14 protein-coding genes are annotated in these 15179 nt (G+C 70.1%); 4 read left to right on the top strand and 10 right to left on the bottom strand.

The window, feature by feature from the left end:
- The first annotated feature begins 3 nt into the window (after nucleotides 1-3).
- Both ACU5E9_RS00950 and ACU5E9_RS00945 read left to right on the top strand, forming a co-directional pair.
- Nucleotides 4-465, top strand: coding sequence for a DoxX family protein (locus ACU5E9_RS00950; protein ID WP_456811784.1), 462 nt, complete (start codon nucleotides 4-6; stop codon nucleotides 463-465).
- A gap of 3 nt (nucleotides 466-468) precedes the next feature.
- Nucleotides 469-1044, top strand: a complete 576-nt coding sequence (locus ACU5E9_RS00945; RefSeq protein ID WP_456811783.1) for a TetR/AcrR family transcriptional regulator — start codon at nucleotides 469-471, stop codon at nucleotides 1042-1044.
- A 10-nt stretch (nucleotides 1045-1054) separates the two neighbouring features.
- Here the strand turns inward: ACU5E9_RS00945 and ACU5E9_RS00940 are convergent, their stop codons facing one another.
- Nucleotides 1055-3295 (bottom strand): HelD family protein, encoded by a 2241-nt coding sequence (locus ACU5E9_RS00940; RefSeq protein ID WP_456811782.1) that lies wholly within the window; start codon nucleotides 3293-3295, stop codon nucleotides 1055-1057.
- Between the two features lie 220 nt (nucleotides 3296-3515).
- Here ACU5E9_RS00940 and ACU5E9_RS00935 point away from each other — a divergent pair, with 220 nt between their 5' ends.
- Nucleotides 3516-5693 (top strand): glutamine synthetase III family protein, encoded by a 2178-nt coding sequence (locus ACU5E9_RS00935; protein ID WP_456811781.1) that lies wholly within the window; start codon nucleotides 3516-3518, stop codon nucleotides 5691-5693.
- Nucleotides 5694-5758: 65 nt separating this feature from the next.
- Here the strand turns inward: ACU5E9_RS00935 and ACU5E9_RS00930 are convergent, their stop codons facing one another.
- The 7 genes from ACU5E9_RS00930 to ACU5E9_RS00900 form a co-directional block, all read right to left on the bottom strand.
- Nucleotides 5759-8323, bottom strand: a complete 2565-nt coding sequence (locus ACU5E9_RS00930; RefSeq protein WP_456811780.1) for an ATP-dependent Clp protease ATP-binding subunit — start codon at nucleotides 8321-8323, stop codon at nucleotides 5759-5761.
- Between the two features lie 132 nt (nucleotides 8324-8455).
- Nucleotides 8456-9079, bottom strand: a complete 624-nt coding sequence (locus ACU5E9_RS00925; protein WP_456811779.1) for a hypothetical protein — start codon at nucleotides 9077-9079, stop codon at nucleotides 8456-8458.
- 48 nt (nucleotides 9080-9127) lie between these two features.
- The gene (locus tag ACU5E9_RS00920; protein ID WP_456811778.1) at nucleotides 9128-9445 is read right to left on the bottom strand and encodes a carboxymuconolactone decarboxylase family protein; all 318 of its coding nucleotides are present in this window, start codon (nucleotides 9443-9445) and stop codon (nucleotides 9128-9130) included.
- Nucleotides 9446-9600: 155 nt separating this feature from the next.
- Nucleotides 9601-10437, bottom strand: coding sequence for an ATP-binding cassette domain-containing protein (locus ACU5E9_RS00915; RefSeq protein WP_456811777.1), 837 nt, complete (start codon nucleotides 10435-10437; stop codon nucleotides 9601-9603).
- Nucleotides 10434-11486 (bottom strand): ABC transporter permease, encoded by a 1053-nt coding sequence (locus ACU5E9_RS00910; protein ID WP_456811776.1) that lies wholly within the window; start codon nucleotides 11484-11486, stop codon nucleotides 10434-10436. The genes ACU5E9_RS00915 and ACU5E9_RS00910 overlap by 4 nt, the downstream gene beginning before the upstream one ends.
- Entirely contained in the window at nucleotides 11483-12481 is a 999-nt protein-coding gene (locus ACU5E9_RS00905; protein ID WP_456811775.1) for a substrate-binding domain-containing protein, read from the bottom strand. Before ACU5E9_RS00905 ends, ACU5E9_RS00910 begins: the two co-directional genes overlap by 4 nt.
- 138 nt (nucleotides 12482-12619) lie before the next feature.
- Nucleotides 12620-13201 (bottom strand): DinB family protein, encoded by a 582-nt coding sequence (locus ACU5E9_RS00900; RefSeq protein WP_456811774.1) that lies wholly within the window; start codon nucleotides 13199-13201, stop codon nucleotides 12620-12622.
- Nucleotides 13202-13284: 83 nt separating this feature from the next.
- Here ACU5E9_RS00900 and ACU5E9_RS00895 point away from each other — a divergent pair, with 83 nt between their 5' ends.
- Nucleotides 13285-13782 carry a DNA alkylation repair protein gene (locus ACU5E9_RS00895; RefSeq protein WP_456811773.1) on the top strand — a complete coding sequence of 166 codons (498 nt, stop codon included), beginning with the start codon at nucleotides 13285-13287 and terminating at the stop codon, nucleotides 13780-13782.
- Nucleotides 13783-13794: 12 nt separating this feature from the next.
- Here ACU5E9_RS00895 and ACU5E9_RS00890 read toward each other — a convergent pair whose 3' ends face one another.
- On the bottom strand, nucleotides 13795-14760 hold the full coding sequence (locus ACU5E9_RS00890) for an NAD(P)-dependent alcohol dehydrogenase (protein ID WP_456811772.1): 966 nt from the start codon (nucleotides 14758-14760) through the stop codon (nucleotides 13795-13797).
- Between the two features lie 21 nt (nucleotides 14761-14781).
- A complete protein-coding gene (locus tag ACU5E9_RS00885; protein WP_456811771.1) occupies nucleotides 14782-15159 on the bottom strand; it encodes a VOC family protein in 378 nt (125 codons plus the stop codon).
- Nucleotides 15160-15179 lie beyond the last annotated feature (20 nt).

Genomic DNA, 15179 nt, shown 5'->3' with positions numbered 1-15179 from the left:
GCCATGTCCCTCCTCACCCCGCAGAAGAAACGCACCACGATCTTCCGCACGATCTTCCGCCTGGTGCTCGGCGCCTTCCTGCTCCTGGCCGGCATCAGCCACCTCACCGTCAACCGCGAGGCGTTCCTGGCCCAGGTGCCCACCTGGCTGCCGCTGGAGGGTGATTTCGTGGTAGTCGCATCCGGCATCGTCGAGATGGTCCTCGGCGCCGCACTTCTGGCCCTCGGCCGGTACCGGGTGCAGGTCGGCTGGATCGTGGCGGTGTTCTTCGTGGCCATCTTCCCCGGCAACATCTCCCAGCTGGTCACCCACACCGACTCCTTCGGGCTGAACACCGACCTGGACCGCACCGTCCGCCTGCTCTTCCAGCCGGTGCTCGTGCTCTGGGCGCTCTGGTCGACCGGCGCGTGGAAGGCCTTCCGCGAGTACCGCGCCGCCCAGCGCAGCGACAAGCAGAACGGCTGACCGATGGGCGGACCGAAGCTCCCCGAGCAGGAGCGCTGCGACGCCATCCTGGCCGCCGCGTATCAACTCGCCCTCGCCGAGGGCCTCGACGCCGTCACCGCGCGGCGCGTCGCCACCGCGGCGGGCATCTCCCCCGGCCTGGTGTTCTTCCACTTCCAGTCCAAGGACGGCCTGCTCCAGGCGCTGCTCGATGTGCTGCTCGACGGCACGCTGGACGCCCTGACCGACCCCGCCCTGGCCGAGCTGGCACCGTGGGACCGCCTCGAACGGATGGTGCGGGGCGAGCTCGAACGCCTCGCCGAGTACCACGCGGGGGTCGAGCTGCTCTTCGCGTTCTACTTCTCCCGGCGGGACGACATCTTCCGCGACCGCATCGAGGCGTCCTTCGGCCGTTACCTGGAGGCGTTCCTGCCCGTCTGCCGCGAGGTGACGGCGGGGACCGGGCGCTCCGGTGACGACCTCGCGGCCACCGTCGTCGCCCTCATCCAGGGTGCCTCCATCCAGGCGATCCGCAACCCGGTCTCCTTCAACCCGGAGGCCCTGCTCTCGACCCTGCAGGCCCTCCGGCCCGCCTCCTGACCCGACGCGGCTAGGGCAGGTCGGTGAGGCCCTTGGGCAGGGGGCCGTCGCTCACCAGGTAGAGGCGCTGGGTGGCGCGGGTCATGGCCACGTAGAGCGCGCCGGCTCCGCGTTCGGAGGCCGCAACGATTGCCGTGGGGTCCACGACGACCACGGCATCGAACTCGAGGCCCTTTGAGTCCTGCGGGGTGAGCAGCGCCACATCCCGCAGCAGCCCCTGGGCGCCGCGGCCGACGATGTCGCCGAACTCGGCGTGCAGGGCCTCGGCGAGGGCGTCAATGTGCTCCTCAACCACGATCACCGCCACGGTGCCGCCCACCTCGAGTGCGCGTTCGCGCCGGAGCGCCTCCACGGCATCCGCGTGCACGGCGACCGGCCAGTCGCTCGCCCGCACCGTGCGGGATGCCGTGATCGGCAGGCCGTGCGCCACCGCCATCTTCTCGGCGGCCTCGGCGATCTGGCTGGGGGTGCGGTAGTTCACCGTGAGTTCTTCGAGCCGCCAGCGATCGGCCTCGAAGGACGCCTCGAGCACCGGGGCGAGGGCCTCCCGCCAGCTGTCCGCCGCGGCGGCTGCGGCGGCCTGGGCGATGTCGCCCACGATGGTGAACGACCGGCGCGGTCCGCGGCGCATCAGCAGCCGCCACTGCATCGGTGAGAGCTCCTGCGCTTCGTCCACGATCACGTGGCCGTAGGTCCAGCTGCGGTCGAGGGCGGCGCGTTCGGCGGTCGTGGCCCGGTCGCCGAGCTCGGCGAAGTTGTCGGCGAGGGCCTTCGCGTTCACGAGGCCCTTCACGTCCATGTTCTTGATGGCCAGTTCGGCGTTCTCGATGTCGCGCTTGCGCTGCTCCTTCGCCTCACGCTTCTGGGCCGCGTCGACGGCGCTGTACTCGCCGAGGTGTTCGGCTGCCTCGTCCAGCAGCGGGATGTCGGCGATCGTGAAGTCGGCGTCGCGGGCGCGGTAGAGCAGGTCGCGCTGCGCGGCCCGCCAGCGCGGGGTCAGCTCCTCCAGCCATTGCGGGCGGGCGTAGAGGTCTTTCACGAGCTTCTGCGGGGTCAGCGGCAGCCACGCGGTGTTCAGCGCCACCCGCACGTCGTCGGCCAGGCGCAGGTCTTCGCGCAGCATGGGCAGGTCGGTGTCGTCCATCGACCGGCCCTGCTTCTTGAGCTGTTCGAGCCATTCGCGGGCCAGCGAGTTGAGCGCGTGCTTGACGAACACGACGCGGGCCTCGTTGTGCGGCTTGCCGCCGGCGCGGGCGCGGTGGATGGCGGACTCGATCAGCTGCGGCTTCAGCACCAGGGTGTCACCGTTCACGAGCAGCTTCTGCGCCGTGGCGGGCACCTTCTGCCGGGACTTCACCGCCCGGGCGATCAGGTCGGCCATGAACGTCTGGCCCTTGAGCGCGGCGACGGCCGGGGCATCCTCGTGGCTGGCCTCGACGCCGGGGAACAGCTGGCCCACCGAGGCGAGCACTACCCCGGTCTCGCCGAGGGAGGGCAGCACGGCCTCGATGTACTGCAGGAACGAGGTGGACGGGCCCACGATGAGCACGCCGGAATTCTGCAGCCGGTCACGGTGGGTATAGAGCAGGTACGCGGCTCGGTGCAGGGCCACGGCGGTCTTGCCGGTGCCGGGGCCGCCCTGCACGACGAGCACGCCGTTCAGCTCGGACCGGATGATGCGGTCCTGTTCGGCCTGGATCGTCGAGACGATGTCGGACATGTGCCCGGTGCGCTGGGCGGTGAGGGCGGAGAGCAGGGCGCCCTCGCCCTGGTGCAGGGTGGCGGTGTCGCCCTCGAGCAGCGCGGCGTCGAGGATCTCGTCTTCGATGCGGATGATGCGGCGGCCGCTGGAGAGAAGGTGCCGGCGCGAGCGGGCGCCCAGCGGCGTCGCGGCGGTGGCCTGGTAGAACGCGCTGGCCTGCGGCACGCGCCAGTCGAGCAGGATGGGCTGCAGGTTCGCGTCGCGCAGGCCCACCCGGCCGATGTACCGGTAGACGGGGGCGCCGTCGTCTTCGGGGGCGGTTTCGAGCCGGCCGAAGGCGAGGCGGTCGTCGACCTCGCGCAACTGCACGATGCGGTCCTCGTAGGTGCGGGCGAAGGTGTCACGCTCGGACCGGGACTGGTGGTTGCCGCCCACGTCGAGCATCCGTACGGCCTTCAACTGGCCCTCGGCCTCCCGCTGCAGTTCGTCGAGCCGCGCGTACAGCGTTGCGACGTAGTCCTGTTCCCGTGCGAGTTCCTGATCGACCACTCAAACACCCCTCAAATCAAACGACCAGTTTAGCCGCTGGAGGCCGGGTTCGGGTTCGGGCCCCCGGACGGGGCGGATCCCGCTGTGGATCACGACAGTGTGTCCGGCCGGCGGACCGAATCCGTCATGCGGCCGAAACCTGCCCGGCACACGGGATCCCTAAGTTTGGGCCATCGGTTTCCGCACCCGTAGCGAGAGCCTGCCAACTAAAGGGGTAACAATGAGTGGAAATGCCATGCGCCTTCAGGCGATCAGGGACGTCGAGGCCTACGTGCCTCCGGCCGTCAGCTTCACCGACGCCGAGACCCCTGGTCAGATCTTCGGTGAGAACGTCTTCAGCAGCGTTGTCATGCAGAAGCGGCTCCCCAAGCTCGTCTACAAGTCGGTCATGGCCACCATCGAGCACGGCGCGATGCTTGACCCCCTCGTCGCGGATGCCGTCGCCAGCGCCATGAAGGACTGGGCGATGGAGAAGGGCGCGTCGCACTACGCGCACGTCTTCTACCCGCTCACCGGCCTCACCGCCGAGAAGCACGACAGCTTCCTCGAACCCGTCGGCGACGGCACCGCGCTGGCCGAATTCGCCGGCAAGACCCTCGTTCAGGGCGAGCCCGACGCGTCCAGCTTCCCCAACGGCGGCCTGCGCAACACCTTCGAGGCCCGCGGCTACACCGGCTGGGACGTCACCAGCCCCGCCTACGTGCTCGAGAACCCGAACGGCAACACCCTGTGCATCCCCACCGTCTTCGTGTCGATGACCGGTGAGGCCCTCGACCACAAGACCCCGCTGCTGCGGTCCCAGCAGGCGATGGGCGAACACGCCGAACGCATCCTGCGCCTGTTCGGCCACGACAAGCCGGCCAAGGTCGTCTCGTTCTGCGGCCCGGAGCAGGAGTACTTCCTCGTCGACCGGCACTTCTTCCTCGCCCGCCCCGACCTGCTGAACTCGGGCCGCACCCTGTTCGGCGCCAAGCCGCCCAAGGGCCAGGAGTTCGACGACCACTACTTCGGCGCCATCCCCGAGCGGGTGCTCGGCTTCATGATGGACACCGAGCGGGAGCTGTTCAAGCTCGGCATCCCGGCCAAGACCCGGCACAACGAGGTCGCGCCCGGCCAGTTCGAGATCGCGCCGATGTTCGAGCGCGGCAACATCGCCGCGGACCACCAGCAACTGTTGATGACCACGTTCAAGGCCATCGCCAAGAAGCACGGCATGGAGTGCCTCTTCCACGAGAAGCCCTTCCAGGGCGTCAACGGCTCCGGCAAGCACGTCAACTTCTCGCTCGGCAACAACCAGCTCGGCAGCCTGCTCGTTCCCGGCGACAACCCGCACGACAACGCCCAGTTCCTGGTCTTCTGCGCCGCGGTCATCCGCGCGGTGCACAAGTACGCCGGCCTGCTGCGGGTCTCGGTCGCCTCGGCGACCAACGACCACCGCCTCGGCGCCAACGAGGCCCCGCCGGCGATCATCTCGATCTTCCTCGGCGACCAGCTGGCGGATGTCTTCGAGCAGCTGGCCAAGGGCCCGGCGACCTCATCGAAGGACAAGGGCACCATGATCATCGGCGTCGACACGCTTCCCCAGCTGCCGACCGACCCCGGCGACCGCAACCGCACCAGCCCGTTCGCGTTCACCGGCAACCGGTTCGAGTTCCGCGCCCCGGGCTCGATGCAGACGGTGAGCGGCCCGATGGTGACGATCAACACGATCATGGCCGAGTCGCTGGACTACATCGCCACCGACCTCGAGGCCGCGGTCGCCGCCGGCACCGACTTCGACACTGCCGTGCAGGCGCTGCTCACGCAGATCATCACCGAGCACGGCGCGGTGGTGTTCAACGGTGACGGCTACTCGGATGCCTGGCCGATCGAGGCCGAGAAGCGCGGACTGGCGAACCTGCGCACGACGCTGGACGCCCTGCCCGAGCTGATCACCGAATCGGCGATGGACCTGTTCGAGAAGTACCGGGTGTTCAACCACCGCGAGATGCACAGCCGCTACGAGATCGGCCTGGAGCAGTACGCCCTCACCATCGGGGTCGAGGCCCGCCTCACCCTGGAGATGGGTTCGACCCAGATCCTGCCCGCCGCGGTGCGCCACCAGACCGAGGTCGCGGTGAACATCGGCGCCCTCAAGGCTGCCGGGGTGGACGCCGACACGGCTCCGCTGCTCGGGGTGAGCGGCCCGATCGGCGAGCTGCGCACGGCACTGGCCGCGCTCGAGGCCGCCCTGGCCGACGAGACCGGCCATGACGCCCTGGCCGAGGCGGAGCACGCCCGGGACGCCCTGCTGCCCGCGATGTCCGCGGTGCGCACGGCAGCCGACGCGCTCGAGGCGATCGTGGCGGACGACCTGTGGCCGTTGCCCACCTACCAGGAGATGCTCTTCATCCTGTAAGGGCATCACAACGACGAAGACCCAGCCGCACCCCTGAGGGTACGGCTGGGTCTTGTCGTGTGCGGCTACGCGGCCAGCGGCATCCGCGCCGGCTCGGCGGCGACCCGCAGGGCAGCATCCTGCACGGTCACGGCGACGACGCCGCCGTCCCCGAGCTCGGAGGCCACCAGCAGGTCGGCGATCTTGTCGTCGAGCTGGCGCTGGATGACCCGGCGGAGCGGCCGGGCACCGTACTCGGGCTCGTAACCGGTCTCGGCGATCCAGTCCACGGCCTCGTCGCTCACGGTGAGCGCGTGGCCCTGGGCGGCCAGTCGAGCCTCGGTCTGGGTTAGCAGCAACCGCACGATCTGCCGCAGCTGCGGCTGATCGAGCTTCCGGAACAGCACGACCTCGTCGATCCGGTTGAGGAACTCGGGCCGCATGGCCTCGCGGAGCTTGGCCATCACGCGGTCGCGCAGCGCCTTCTCCGAGCCGAAGCCGTTGTGCGCGCCGTCGAGGTCGGCGGTGAAGCCGAGCGCGCCGCTGCGGCTGGCCAGCACCTCAGAGCCGATGTTCGAGGTCATGATCACCACGGTGTTGCGGAAGTCCACGGTGCGACCCTGGCCGTCGGTGAGCCGGCCGTCGTCGAGCACCTGCAGGAGCAGGTTGAAGACATCCGGGTGCGCCTTCTCGATCTCGTCGAGCAGCACCACCGAGTAGGGGTTCCGCCGCACGTGTTCGGTGAGCTGGCCGGCCTCGTCGTAGCCGACGTAGCCGGGAGGGGCGCCGACCAGACGGCTGACGGTGTGGCGCTCGCCGAACTCGCTCATGTCGAAGCGCAGCATCGCCTTCTCGTCACCGAACAGGGACTGCGCCAGCGACTTCGCGAGTTCGGTCTTGCCCACCCCGGTCGGGCCGAGGAAGAGGAAGCTGCCGACCGGGCGGGAGGCGTCGCCCATTCCGGTGCGGTTGCGCCGCACTGCCTTGGCGATCACCGTGACCGCATCGTCCTGCCCGATGACCCGCTGGTGCAGGTCGGCTTCGAGCGTGGCGAGGCGTTCGCGGTCACCCGCGGTGAGGCGGCTGGCCGGGATGCCGGTGGCCCGGGCGATGATCGCGGCGATCTCCGCCTCGTCCACCACGGCGGACGGGGCCGACACGCCGGCATCCGACCCCTGCGCGGTCTCGGCAGCCTGGATCTTCTCGGCCAGCGCCTCGGACTCGTCCCGCAACCGGGACGCCTCCTCGTAGGCCTCGGCCGCGACGGCGACGGCCTTCGCCGTCTCGAGCCCGGCCAGCTGCTCGCGCAGCGCGTCGACGTCGACCCGGGAACCGAGCGCAAGGCGCGCGCGGGCGCCGGCCTGGTCGATCAGGTCGATGGCCTTGTCGGGCAGGAACCGGTCGGGGATGTACCGGGCGCTCATCTCCACGGCGGCGCGGATCGCGGCATCCGTGTAGCGCACCGAGTGGTGCTCGGCGTAGCGGCCCGCGAGGCCGGCGAGGATCTGCACGGCGTCGTCGATGCTCGGCTCCCCCACCCGCACTGGCTGGAAGCGCCGTTCGAGCGCGGGGTCCTTTTCGACCTTGCGGTATTCGTTGAGGGTGGTGGCGCCCACGACGTGCAGCTCACCGCGCGCCAGGCGCGGCTTGAGGATGTTGCCGGCGTCCATTCCGCCCTCGCCGGCGCCGCCGGCGCCGACCACCGTGTGTAGCTCGTCGATGAAGACGATGATCTCGTCGCTCCGCTCGCTGATCTCATCCATGGTCTTGGTGAGGCGCTCCTCGAAGTCACCGCGGTAACGGGTTCCGGCAAGCATGGCGGGCAGGTCGAGCGCGATGACGCGCTTGCTGCGGAGTTGTTCGGGCACGAGGCCGTCGACGATGGCCTGGGCCAGGCCCTCGACCACGGCGGTCTTGCCCACGCCGGCTTCGCCGATGAGCACCGGGTTGTTCTTGGTGCGGCGGGAGAGGATCTCGACGGTCTGCTCGATCTCGTCGCTGCGGCCGATCACCGGGTCGAGCTTGCCGGAGCGGGCGCGCTCGGTGAGGTCGATGCCGTAGGTGTCCAGCATCGGGGTGTCGGAGGCGTCGGCCGTGGCCCCGGAGCGTTGCGCCTCGTCGGCGTCGGCCTCCTGGGCGCCGGCCTGCAGGGACTCGGCGGTGACGCCGGACTCGGCGAGGACCCGGGCGGCGGGCGAATCCTGGTTCACCACGAAGGCGAAGAACAGGTGCTCCGGGTCGATGTAGGTGGAGCCGAAGGCGCGGGCGACCTGGTGGGCGTCCAGCAGGGCGCGCTGGGCCGACGGGGTGAGGCCGGGCGCGGACTGGGCCTCGCGGTCGCTGGACTCGGGCAGGCGTTGCTCGGCGTCGGCCGCGATCGCGGCGGGGTCGCCACCGGCACGGCGGATGGCCGAGGCGGCGGGTTCCTGCTCCACCATCACGCGCAGCAGGTGCAGCGCGTCGACGTGGGCGTGGCCGTGGTCGACCGCGAACTGGGCGGCCTGCACGAGGATCTCGTGGGTGCGGCGACTGAGCAGCCGGGTGATCTCAATGGGGCGTCCGCCCTGGGCGCGCTGGCCTTGCAGGTAGCGGGCCAGGAACTCGTCGAACGAACCGTTCTCGGAACCGGACGGGCCGAAGTATGTAGGCAAGAAATCCTCCTGGGGAATCTGAACGAGGAGGGATCCCAAAACTTGAGTGCCCTCGACTCAAGTCAACGTCAGGGCGCTCGTTTCATTCCCGCCCCAAGCTGAGATTCCCCTGAGCGCGATCCGCCGGCCGGTTCAGGAGGAGGTGAGGGAGGCGCAGGCGGGTGCGGCGCGGAAGGACTGGCCGAGGGTGCTCGAGGCATCCTTCATGGCCGTGCCGATCGCCTTCGCAGTGGCTGCGAGGTCGGTGAGCAGAGTGCCGGTATCGGCCACGACGGTTGCGAGCGCGGTCACCAGTGCGACCCCGGTCGCGCCCTCCACCTCGGCCGCGCTGGCCTGCAGCGTCTTGAAAGACTGGTCCACCGTCTCGGTCGTGCTGCGCACCTCCGCATAGCCCGGGTCGTCTCCGGTTCCGGTCGGCGCCGACTTCACCGTATCGACGAGGGTGCCCACCGACGTCGAGATCTGGCCCATCTGGTCGGAGATCGAGGTTGCCGCTTGCGAACCGCCCGCGGCCGCCGCCGCGGCGAGCCCCTGCACCTCGGTCTGCAGCGCCGTCGTGTCGCTGCAGACGTTGCCCGCCCAGGTGACCTGGTCGGCGGTCGGCGCCGTGCCGGTCGCTCCCGGCGACGGGGTGGAACTCGAGGTGGCGCTCGGGGTCGGCGACGGCGACGGGTTACTGTACGCCCCGCCACCACCACCGCCCGAGCATCCGGCGAGGAGCATCAGCACGGCCACGACTACGATCGGCTTCTTCACTGGAGCTGCTCCTCACGGGTTGTGGTGCACGAACGGCCTGCGCCGCCGCTACTGCGTGTCGGACTCGGAGCCGAGTTCGATCGCGAGGTCGAAGGCCTCGACGATCTTGCGCGCCGACGACATCAGCCGCGGGGTGCCCACGATCGGGGCGACGGCGACGAGCACGTCCTGGATGTCGTCGACGGTCAGTCCCATTTCTGCCGCCGGTCCGATGTGCAGAAAGTACGAGCCGGTGGGCGCATCGACCGCGACCAGTGCCGCGATCCGGGCGATCAAGAGCGTGCGCGGATCCAGTTCGGTGCGGTCCAGTGAGACGGCGTTGATGTCCGCCGCCACATCCAGTACCGGGGTTGTTCCCTTGGCCATCAGAATCACTCCTCTTCGGGGCACCGCCCGTGTGGCGGCGGCACCGTCTGCGTTCGCCGGGCACACCGGTCGGTGCGCCCCGTTTCTCGTCGCCGACGGTACAACCATTCCGGGCGGGCCCTTATCCTCCGAAAAAGGTGAAGCGCCCCGCCGGGTCAGCCGCGCTCGATCTCCCGCGCGAGGGAGTCCAGCTCAGCGCCGCCGGCCATCAGCCGGGTGAGCTCCTCGATGCGGATGCCCGTCTTGTCGAATTCGCCCAGGCTGGCACCCCGGTTCAGCACCAGGAACCGGTCCCCGACTGGGTAGGCGTGGTGCGGGTTGTGGGTGACGAACACCACACCGAGGCCGTTGTCGCGGGCATGGGCCACGTAGCGCAGCACGACGCCGGCCTGCTTGACGCCGAGGGCGGAGGTGGGTTCGTCGAGGATGACGACCCTGGCGCCGAAGTGGATGGCCCTGGCGATCGCCACGGACTGCCGTTCACCGCCGGACAGGGTGCCGATCGGCTGGTCGACGTCGCGCAGGTCGATCCCCATGCGGCGGAGCTCCGCGAGCGTGATGGCGCGCATCTCGCTCACCCGCAACCGTGAGAACGGCCCGACGCCCGAGGAGAGTTCGGCGCCCAGGAAGAAGTTGCGCCAGACCGGCATCAACGGCACGATCGCGAGGTCCTGGTAGACGGTGGCGATGCCGGCATCCAGTGCCTGCCGCGGCCCGGTGAAGCGCACGGGCAGGCCGTCGAGCAGCACCTCGCCCGACGAGTGCGGATGCACACCGGCGAGGACTTTCAGCAGCGTCGACTTGCCGGCGCCGTTGTCGCCGAGCACGCACAGCACCTCGCCGGCGCCGACGGCGGTGGAGATGTCGCTGAGCGCAATGACGGACCCGTAGACCTTGCCGATGCCGCGCACCTCGAGGATGGGCGTTGCCCGCCCGTCGCCGCGCACGCCCGCGCCGCTCACGCCCTCGCCGCTCATACTCGCGCCGCTCATGCCCGCACCCCGGCCTGGCGGCGCACCGACAGGTTCACTAGAACCGCGAGCAGCAGCATCCCGCCGAGGAAGGCCTTGAGCCAGTTGTTATCCCACTGAGCGAAGACGATGCCCTGCAGGATCATGCCGTAGATGAGCGCGCCGAGGGCGGCGCCGATCGCCGATCCGTAGCCGCCGGTGAGCAGGCATCCGCCCACCACGGCGCAGATGATGTAGACGAATTCCTGGCCGATGCCGGTGGTGGCCTGCACCGTGGCCACGTCGAACAGCGAGAGCATGCCGACCAGCCAGCCGGCACCGGCTGTGCCCATGAACAGGGCGATGCGGGTGCGCTTCACCGGCACCCCGGTCTGCACGGCGCTCTGCAGCTGGCCGCCGATCGCGAAGATCCAGTTGCCATAGCGGGTGCGCAGCAGCAGCCAGCTCACCAGCGCGGTGATCCCGATCCACCAGAAGATCGACACCTTCAATTCGAGGCCCAGCAGCGGGATCGTCGACCCGAAGATGGCCTTGCCGGTGTCGAAGCCGGGCACCAGGGTCATGTTCTGGATGGCCACCTGGCCGGTGACCAGCTTGGTGCCGGCCAGGTTCAGGCCCTGCAGGATGAAGAAGGTGGCCAGGGTCACGATGAAACTCGGGATGCCGGTCTTCACCACAAGGAAACCGTTGAAGGCTCCCACCGCGAGGGCGATCAGCAGGGCCAGCAGCATGGCGGACCACAGGTTCATGCCCCACTGGGTGGTGAACGCGCCGACGAGTAGGCCGGTGGTGCCGGTCATGGCGCCGGCGGAGAGGTCGAACTCGCCGCCGATCATGAGCATCGCCACGGCGACGGCCATGATGCCGAACAGCGACGCCGAGTACAGCCAGGTGGCCGCGCCGGCCGGGCTGAGGAACGCCGTGGTCGCGAGGGAGAAGTAGGTGAAGATCGCCAGGGCGGCGACGAGGGCGCCCATCTCGGGCCGGCGCAGCAGGCGCGCGACCGGATGCGTCGCCGCCAGTCGTTCGTCGCTGCCCGGCGCCTTCCGGGGTGGGGTGAGCACGGTCATCGGGTACCTTGGCCGGCGAACGCCGCCACCTGGCCGGCGTTCTCCTTGGTGACGAAGCCCGGGCCGGAGTAGACCGGCTGGCTGCCGCCGACGACGTTGCCGTTGGTGTAGAACAGCTCGAAGAAACTCACCGGCAGGTAGCCCTGCAGGTAGGGCTGCTGGTCGACGGCGAAGAGGATGCTGCCGTCCTCGATCAGGCTGGTGACGTCGGCGGACACGTCGAAGGTGCCGATCTGGGCGTCGCTGCCGGCCTCGGCAGCGGCCTGGGCGGCGGCCACTCCCACGGCGGAGTTGAGGGTGAGGATCCCGTCGATGCTGGGGTCGGTCAGCAGGGCGCTCTTGATGGTGTTCTGCGCATCCGCGACGTTGGCGATGTCGACCTGCACGTTCGTCATGGTGCCGTCGAGGGTGTCGGCAGCGCCCGCGCAACGGTCCTCGAGCCCGGCGTTGCCGGCCTCGTGGATGACGCAGATGACCTTGCCGGCGCCGGCTTCGGCGAGTTTGGTGCCCGCGCCCTGGCCGGCGAGGTATTCGCCCTGGCCGACGTGGGTGATGGCGCCCACCGCGGCGGATTCTTCGGCTCCGGAGTTGATGGTGATGACCGGGATGTCGGCGGCGGCGGCATCCTGCAGCGCCCCGGTGAGGCCGTCGGGGTTGGCCATCGAGACGATGATGCCGTCGACCTTGGCGGCGATGGCGGTCTCGATCAGCTGGCTCTGCTTCTGCACGTCGGGGTCGCCCTGGTAGGTGACGGTGCTGCCGTAGAGGGCGCCGGCGGCCTCGGCGCCGCTCTTCACGACATCCCAGAATGCGTCCCCGGGCACGGCGTGCACCACGAGCGCGTAGGTACGGCCGGTGTCAGCGCCCGCGGCGGTGTTCCCCGCTCCTCCGCCGGTGGCCTGGGTGACCGGCTGGCCGGTGCACGCGGTGAGGGCAAGGAGGGCAACGGCGGCAACGGCGCCGGCGATGGCCCGGCGGGCAGGGGTTCTCGACACGGGGGCTATCGTCCTTCGGGGTTGGGGACCGGCGGGTGGAAGCGGTGGTGGCCGGTGTGGCGCCTTTCGGGCGCAGTCCAGCTTATGCGTCAGGCCTGCGCATCAGGTTGATGCGTCAACAATTCGCGGCCGGAACTCTCAGGCCTGGCGGGCCGCCTGCTCCACCCGGTCCCGGTAGCCGGTCCACCAGTCCGGGGTGCCGGGCGGCAGATTGTCGTTGTCCCGCCGCAGCCCGACGGCCCCGTCGATCAGTTCGCGCACGATGTCGGCATGCCCGGCGTGCCGATGGGTCTCGCTGATCAGGTGCAACAGGATCAGGTGCAGGGTGACGATGTCGCGGCCCGGTGACCACCACTTCACCCGGCCCATTCCGTCGAGCGGCACCGTCTGCAAGGTGACCTCGGAGTGCGCCCAGACCCGGCGGTAGAGGTCCGCGATCTCCGTGCTGGACTCCTCGGGGGTCGCCCACATGTCGGCGTTGTGCTCGGCGTCGTCGGCCATCCAGTACAACTCCTCCGGAAACGGCCGCCCGAAGGTCTCGCCCAGGTACCCGGCTTCGACGCCGGCCATGTGCTTGACCAGGCCCAGCAGGTTCGTGCCGGTGGGCACGAGGGGGCGGCGCAGGTCGTACTCGCTCAGGCCCTCGAGCTTCCAGATCAGGGCCTCCCTGGCGCTCTGCAGGTATCGGCGGAGGTCTGCTGTCATGTCGGCGTCGGTCATGGCGTCCAGCCAACCAGACCGGGGGCGGTTCGACAACGTTTCCGCGCGGGAAACGGGACCGGCGGATCGGCGAGAATAGGACGATGAGTGCTGCCGGCGAGTTCGTGGACGCCACCCTGCAGCGCGAGAGTTCCTGGGAGCGGGCGGACGCCGACCGGGCCCGCCTGGGCGGGGCCGGGCTCAGCTTCTATGGGGCGTCTGTCGGTGCCGTGCGCGGCACGATCCGGGATGCCGGCCGCCGCTACCCCGGGCTCGACCACGACGACATCACGGCGCTCAGCAGTGAGCTCTGGGCGGTGCCGGTGTTCGAGCGCCGGCTCGCGGCGGTGGTGCTGCTGCAGACGCACGTGCGCATCCTGCGCGCCACCGATCTCACCCGCATCGAGGGCTTCCTCCGCCAGGCCGCCTCGCCTGCCCTGATAGACCCGTTGGCGACGGATGTCGTAGCCCCGCTGGTGCGGGCGTTGGAGGAGCCGGGGCGTGGCCGGGCGGTCGCCGTGGTCGAGCGGTGGGCGACGGAGCCGGGCACCGGGCTGCGGCGGGCCGCCGAGCTGGTGCGCCCACTCCTCGACCCGGCCTGACCCGGCACCGGGTCACATCGTGATGACGAGCTTGCCCCTGATGCTGCCGTCGGTGAGACGCCGCATCGCGGTGGCGGCGTCGGCGAGGGGGTAGACCGCGTCGATCACGGGTGTGATCGCGCCGCTTTCGAGCAGGTCCGCCAGCGTGGCCAGGTCGGCCTGGTGCACCATCGACATCAGCCCGCTGAGCTTCTGCGGCACGAACGGCGACAGCAGGCCGGCGCGGAGGGCACGGCCGAGACCGCCGGTCACCGGGCCGCCGCCTTCGCCGCCGACGATGACGAGGGTGCCGCGGGCGGTCAGCAGCTTGCGCAGCGCCGACACCGGCCGGTTGCCCGCGGTGTCGACCACGAGGTCGTAGCGTTCTCCCGAGCGGGTGATGTCGCCGCGGGCGTAGTCGACCGCGACGGCGGCCCCCAGCGAGCGCACGTAGTCGAGTTTGGCGGCGCTGGCGACCCCGGTGACCTGGGCCCCGAATGCGCGGGCAAGTTGCACGGCGTACCCGCCGACGGCTCCGGAGGCGCCGATGACGAGCACCCGCTCCCCCACACCGTTCGAGCGGAGGGAGGCGACCGCCTGCAAGGCTGTGACGGCCGAGGTGGGCACGGCGGCGGCCTGTTCGAAGCTGAGCCGGCCGGGTTTGGGTTCGAGCTTGTCGGCGCGGGCGATGGCGAACTCGGCCAGCGTCCCGTTGCCGACGCCGAACACCTCGTCGCCCGGGGCGAAGCGGGTGACGGCGGTTCCGACCTTCTCGACCCGGCCCGCCAGGTCCATGCCGCGCACCGGGCTGCCGGGCCGGCGGAGCCCCGTGACCCGGATCAGGTACGGCAGCCCGGCCATCAGGTGCCAGTCGCCGATGTTGAGGCTCGCGGCCTGTACCCGGACGAGCACGTCGTCCGCGCCGACCGCCGGGGTGTCGACGTCGGCGAGGCGCAGCACGTCGGCCGACCCGTAGGTGTCTTGCACGATGGCTCTCATGACGCTCTCCCTTCGCTCGTGCTACGGCCGTGCTCCGCCGGGGATCTGCTGCAGCGCCCAGGAGTTGCCGTCCGGGTCGCTGAAGTAGGCGTACAGCACACCGCCCATGTCGGTGATCGCGGAGACATCAACCCCGTTGCCGGTGAGCATCCGGTGGGCGGCGTCGATGTCGTCCACCACCAGGTGCAGTCCGCGAACCGCTGCAGCGCCTGGCTCGTTGATTCCGGTGCCGACCACGATCGAGCAGGCCGATCCGGGCGGGGTCAGCTGCACGACGCGCATCCCGTTGCCGGGTTCCACATCGTGGTCCACGGTGAATCCCACCTGATCGGCGTAAAAGGTCTTGCTGCGGTTCACGTCGGTTGACACCAGCGGAACCAGTTCCAGTCTCATGTCCATGGGACACTCCTTCGTCGTCG

This window comes from Cryobacterium sp. AP23 (assembly GCF_054075385.1).
This window is presented reverse-complemented; position numbering and strand designations above follow the sequence as displayed.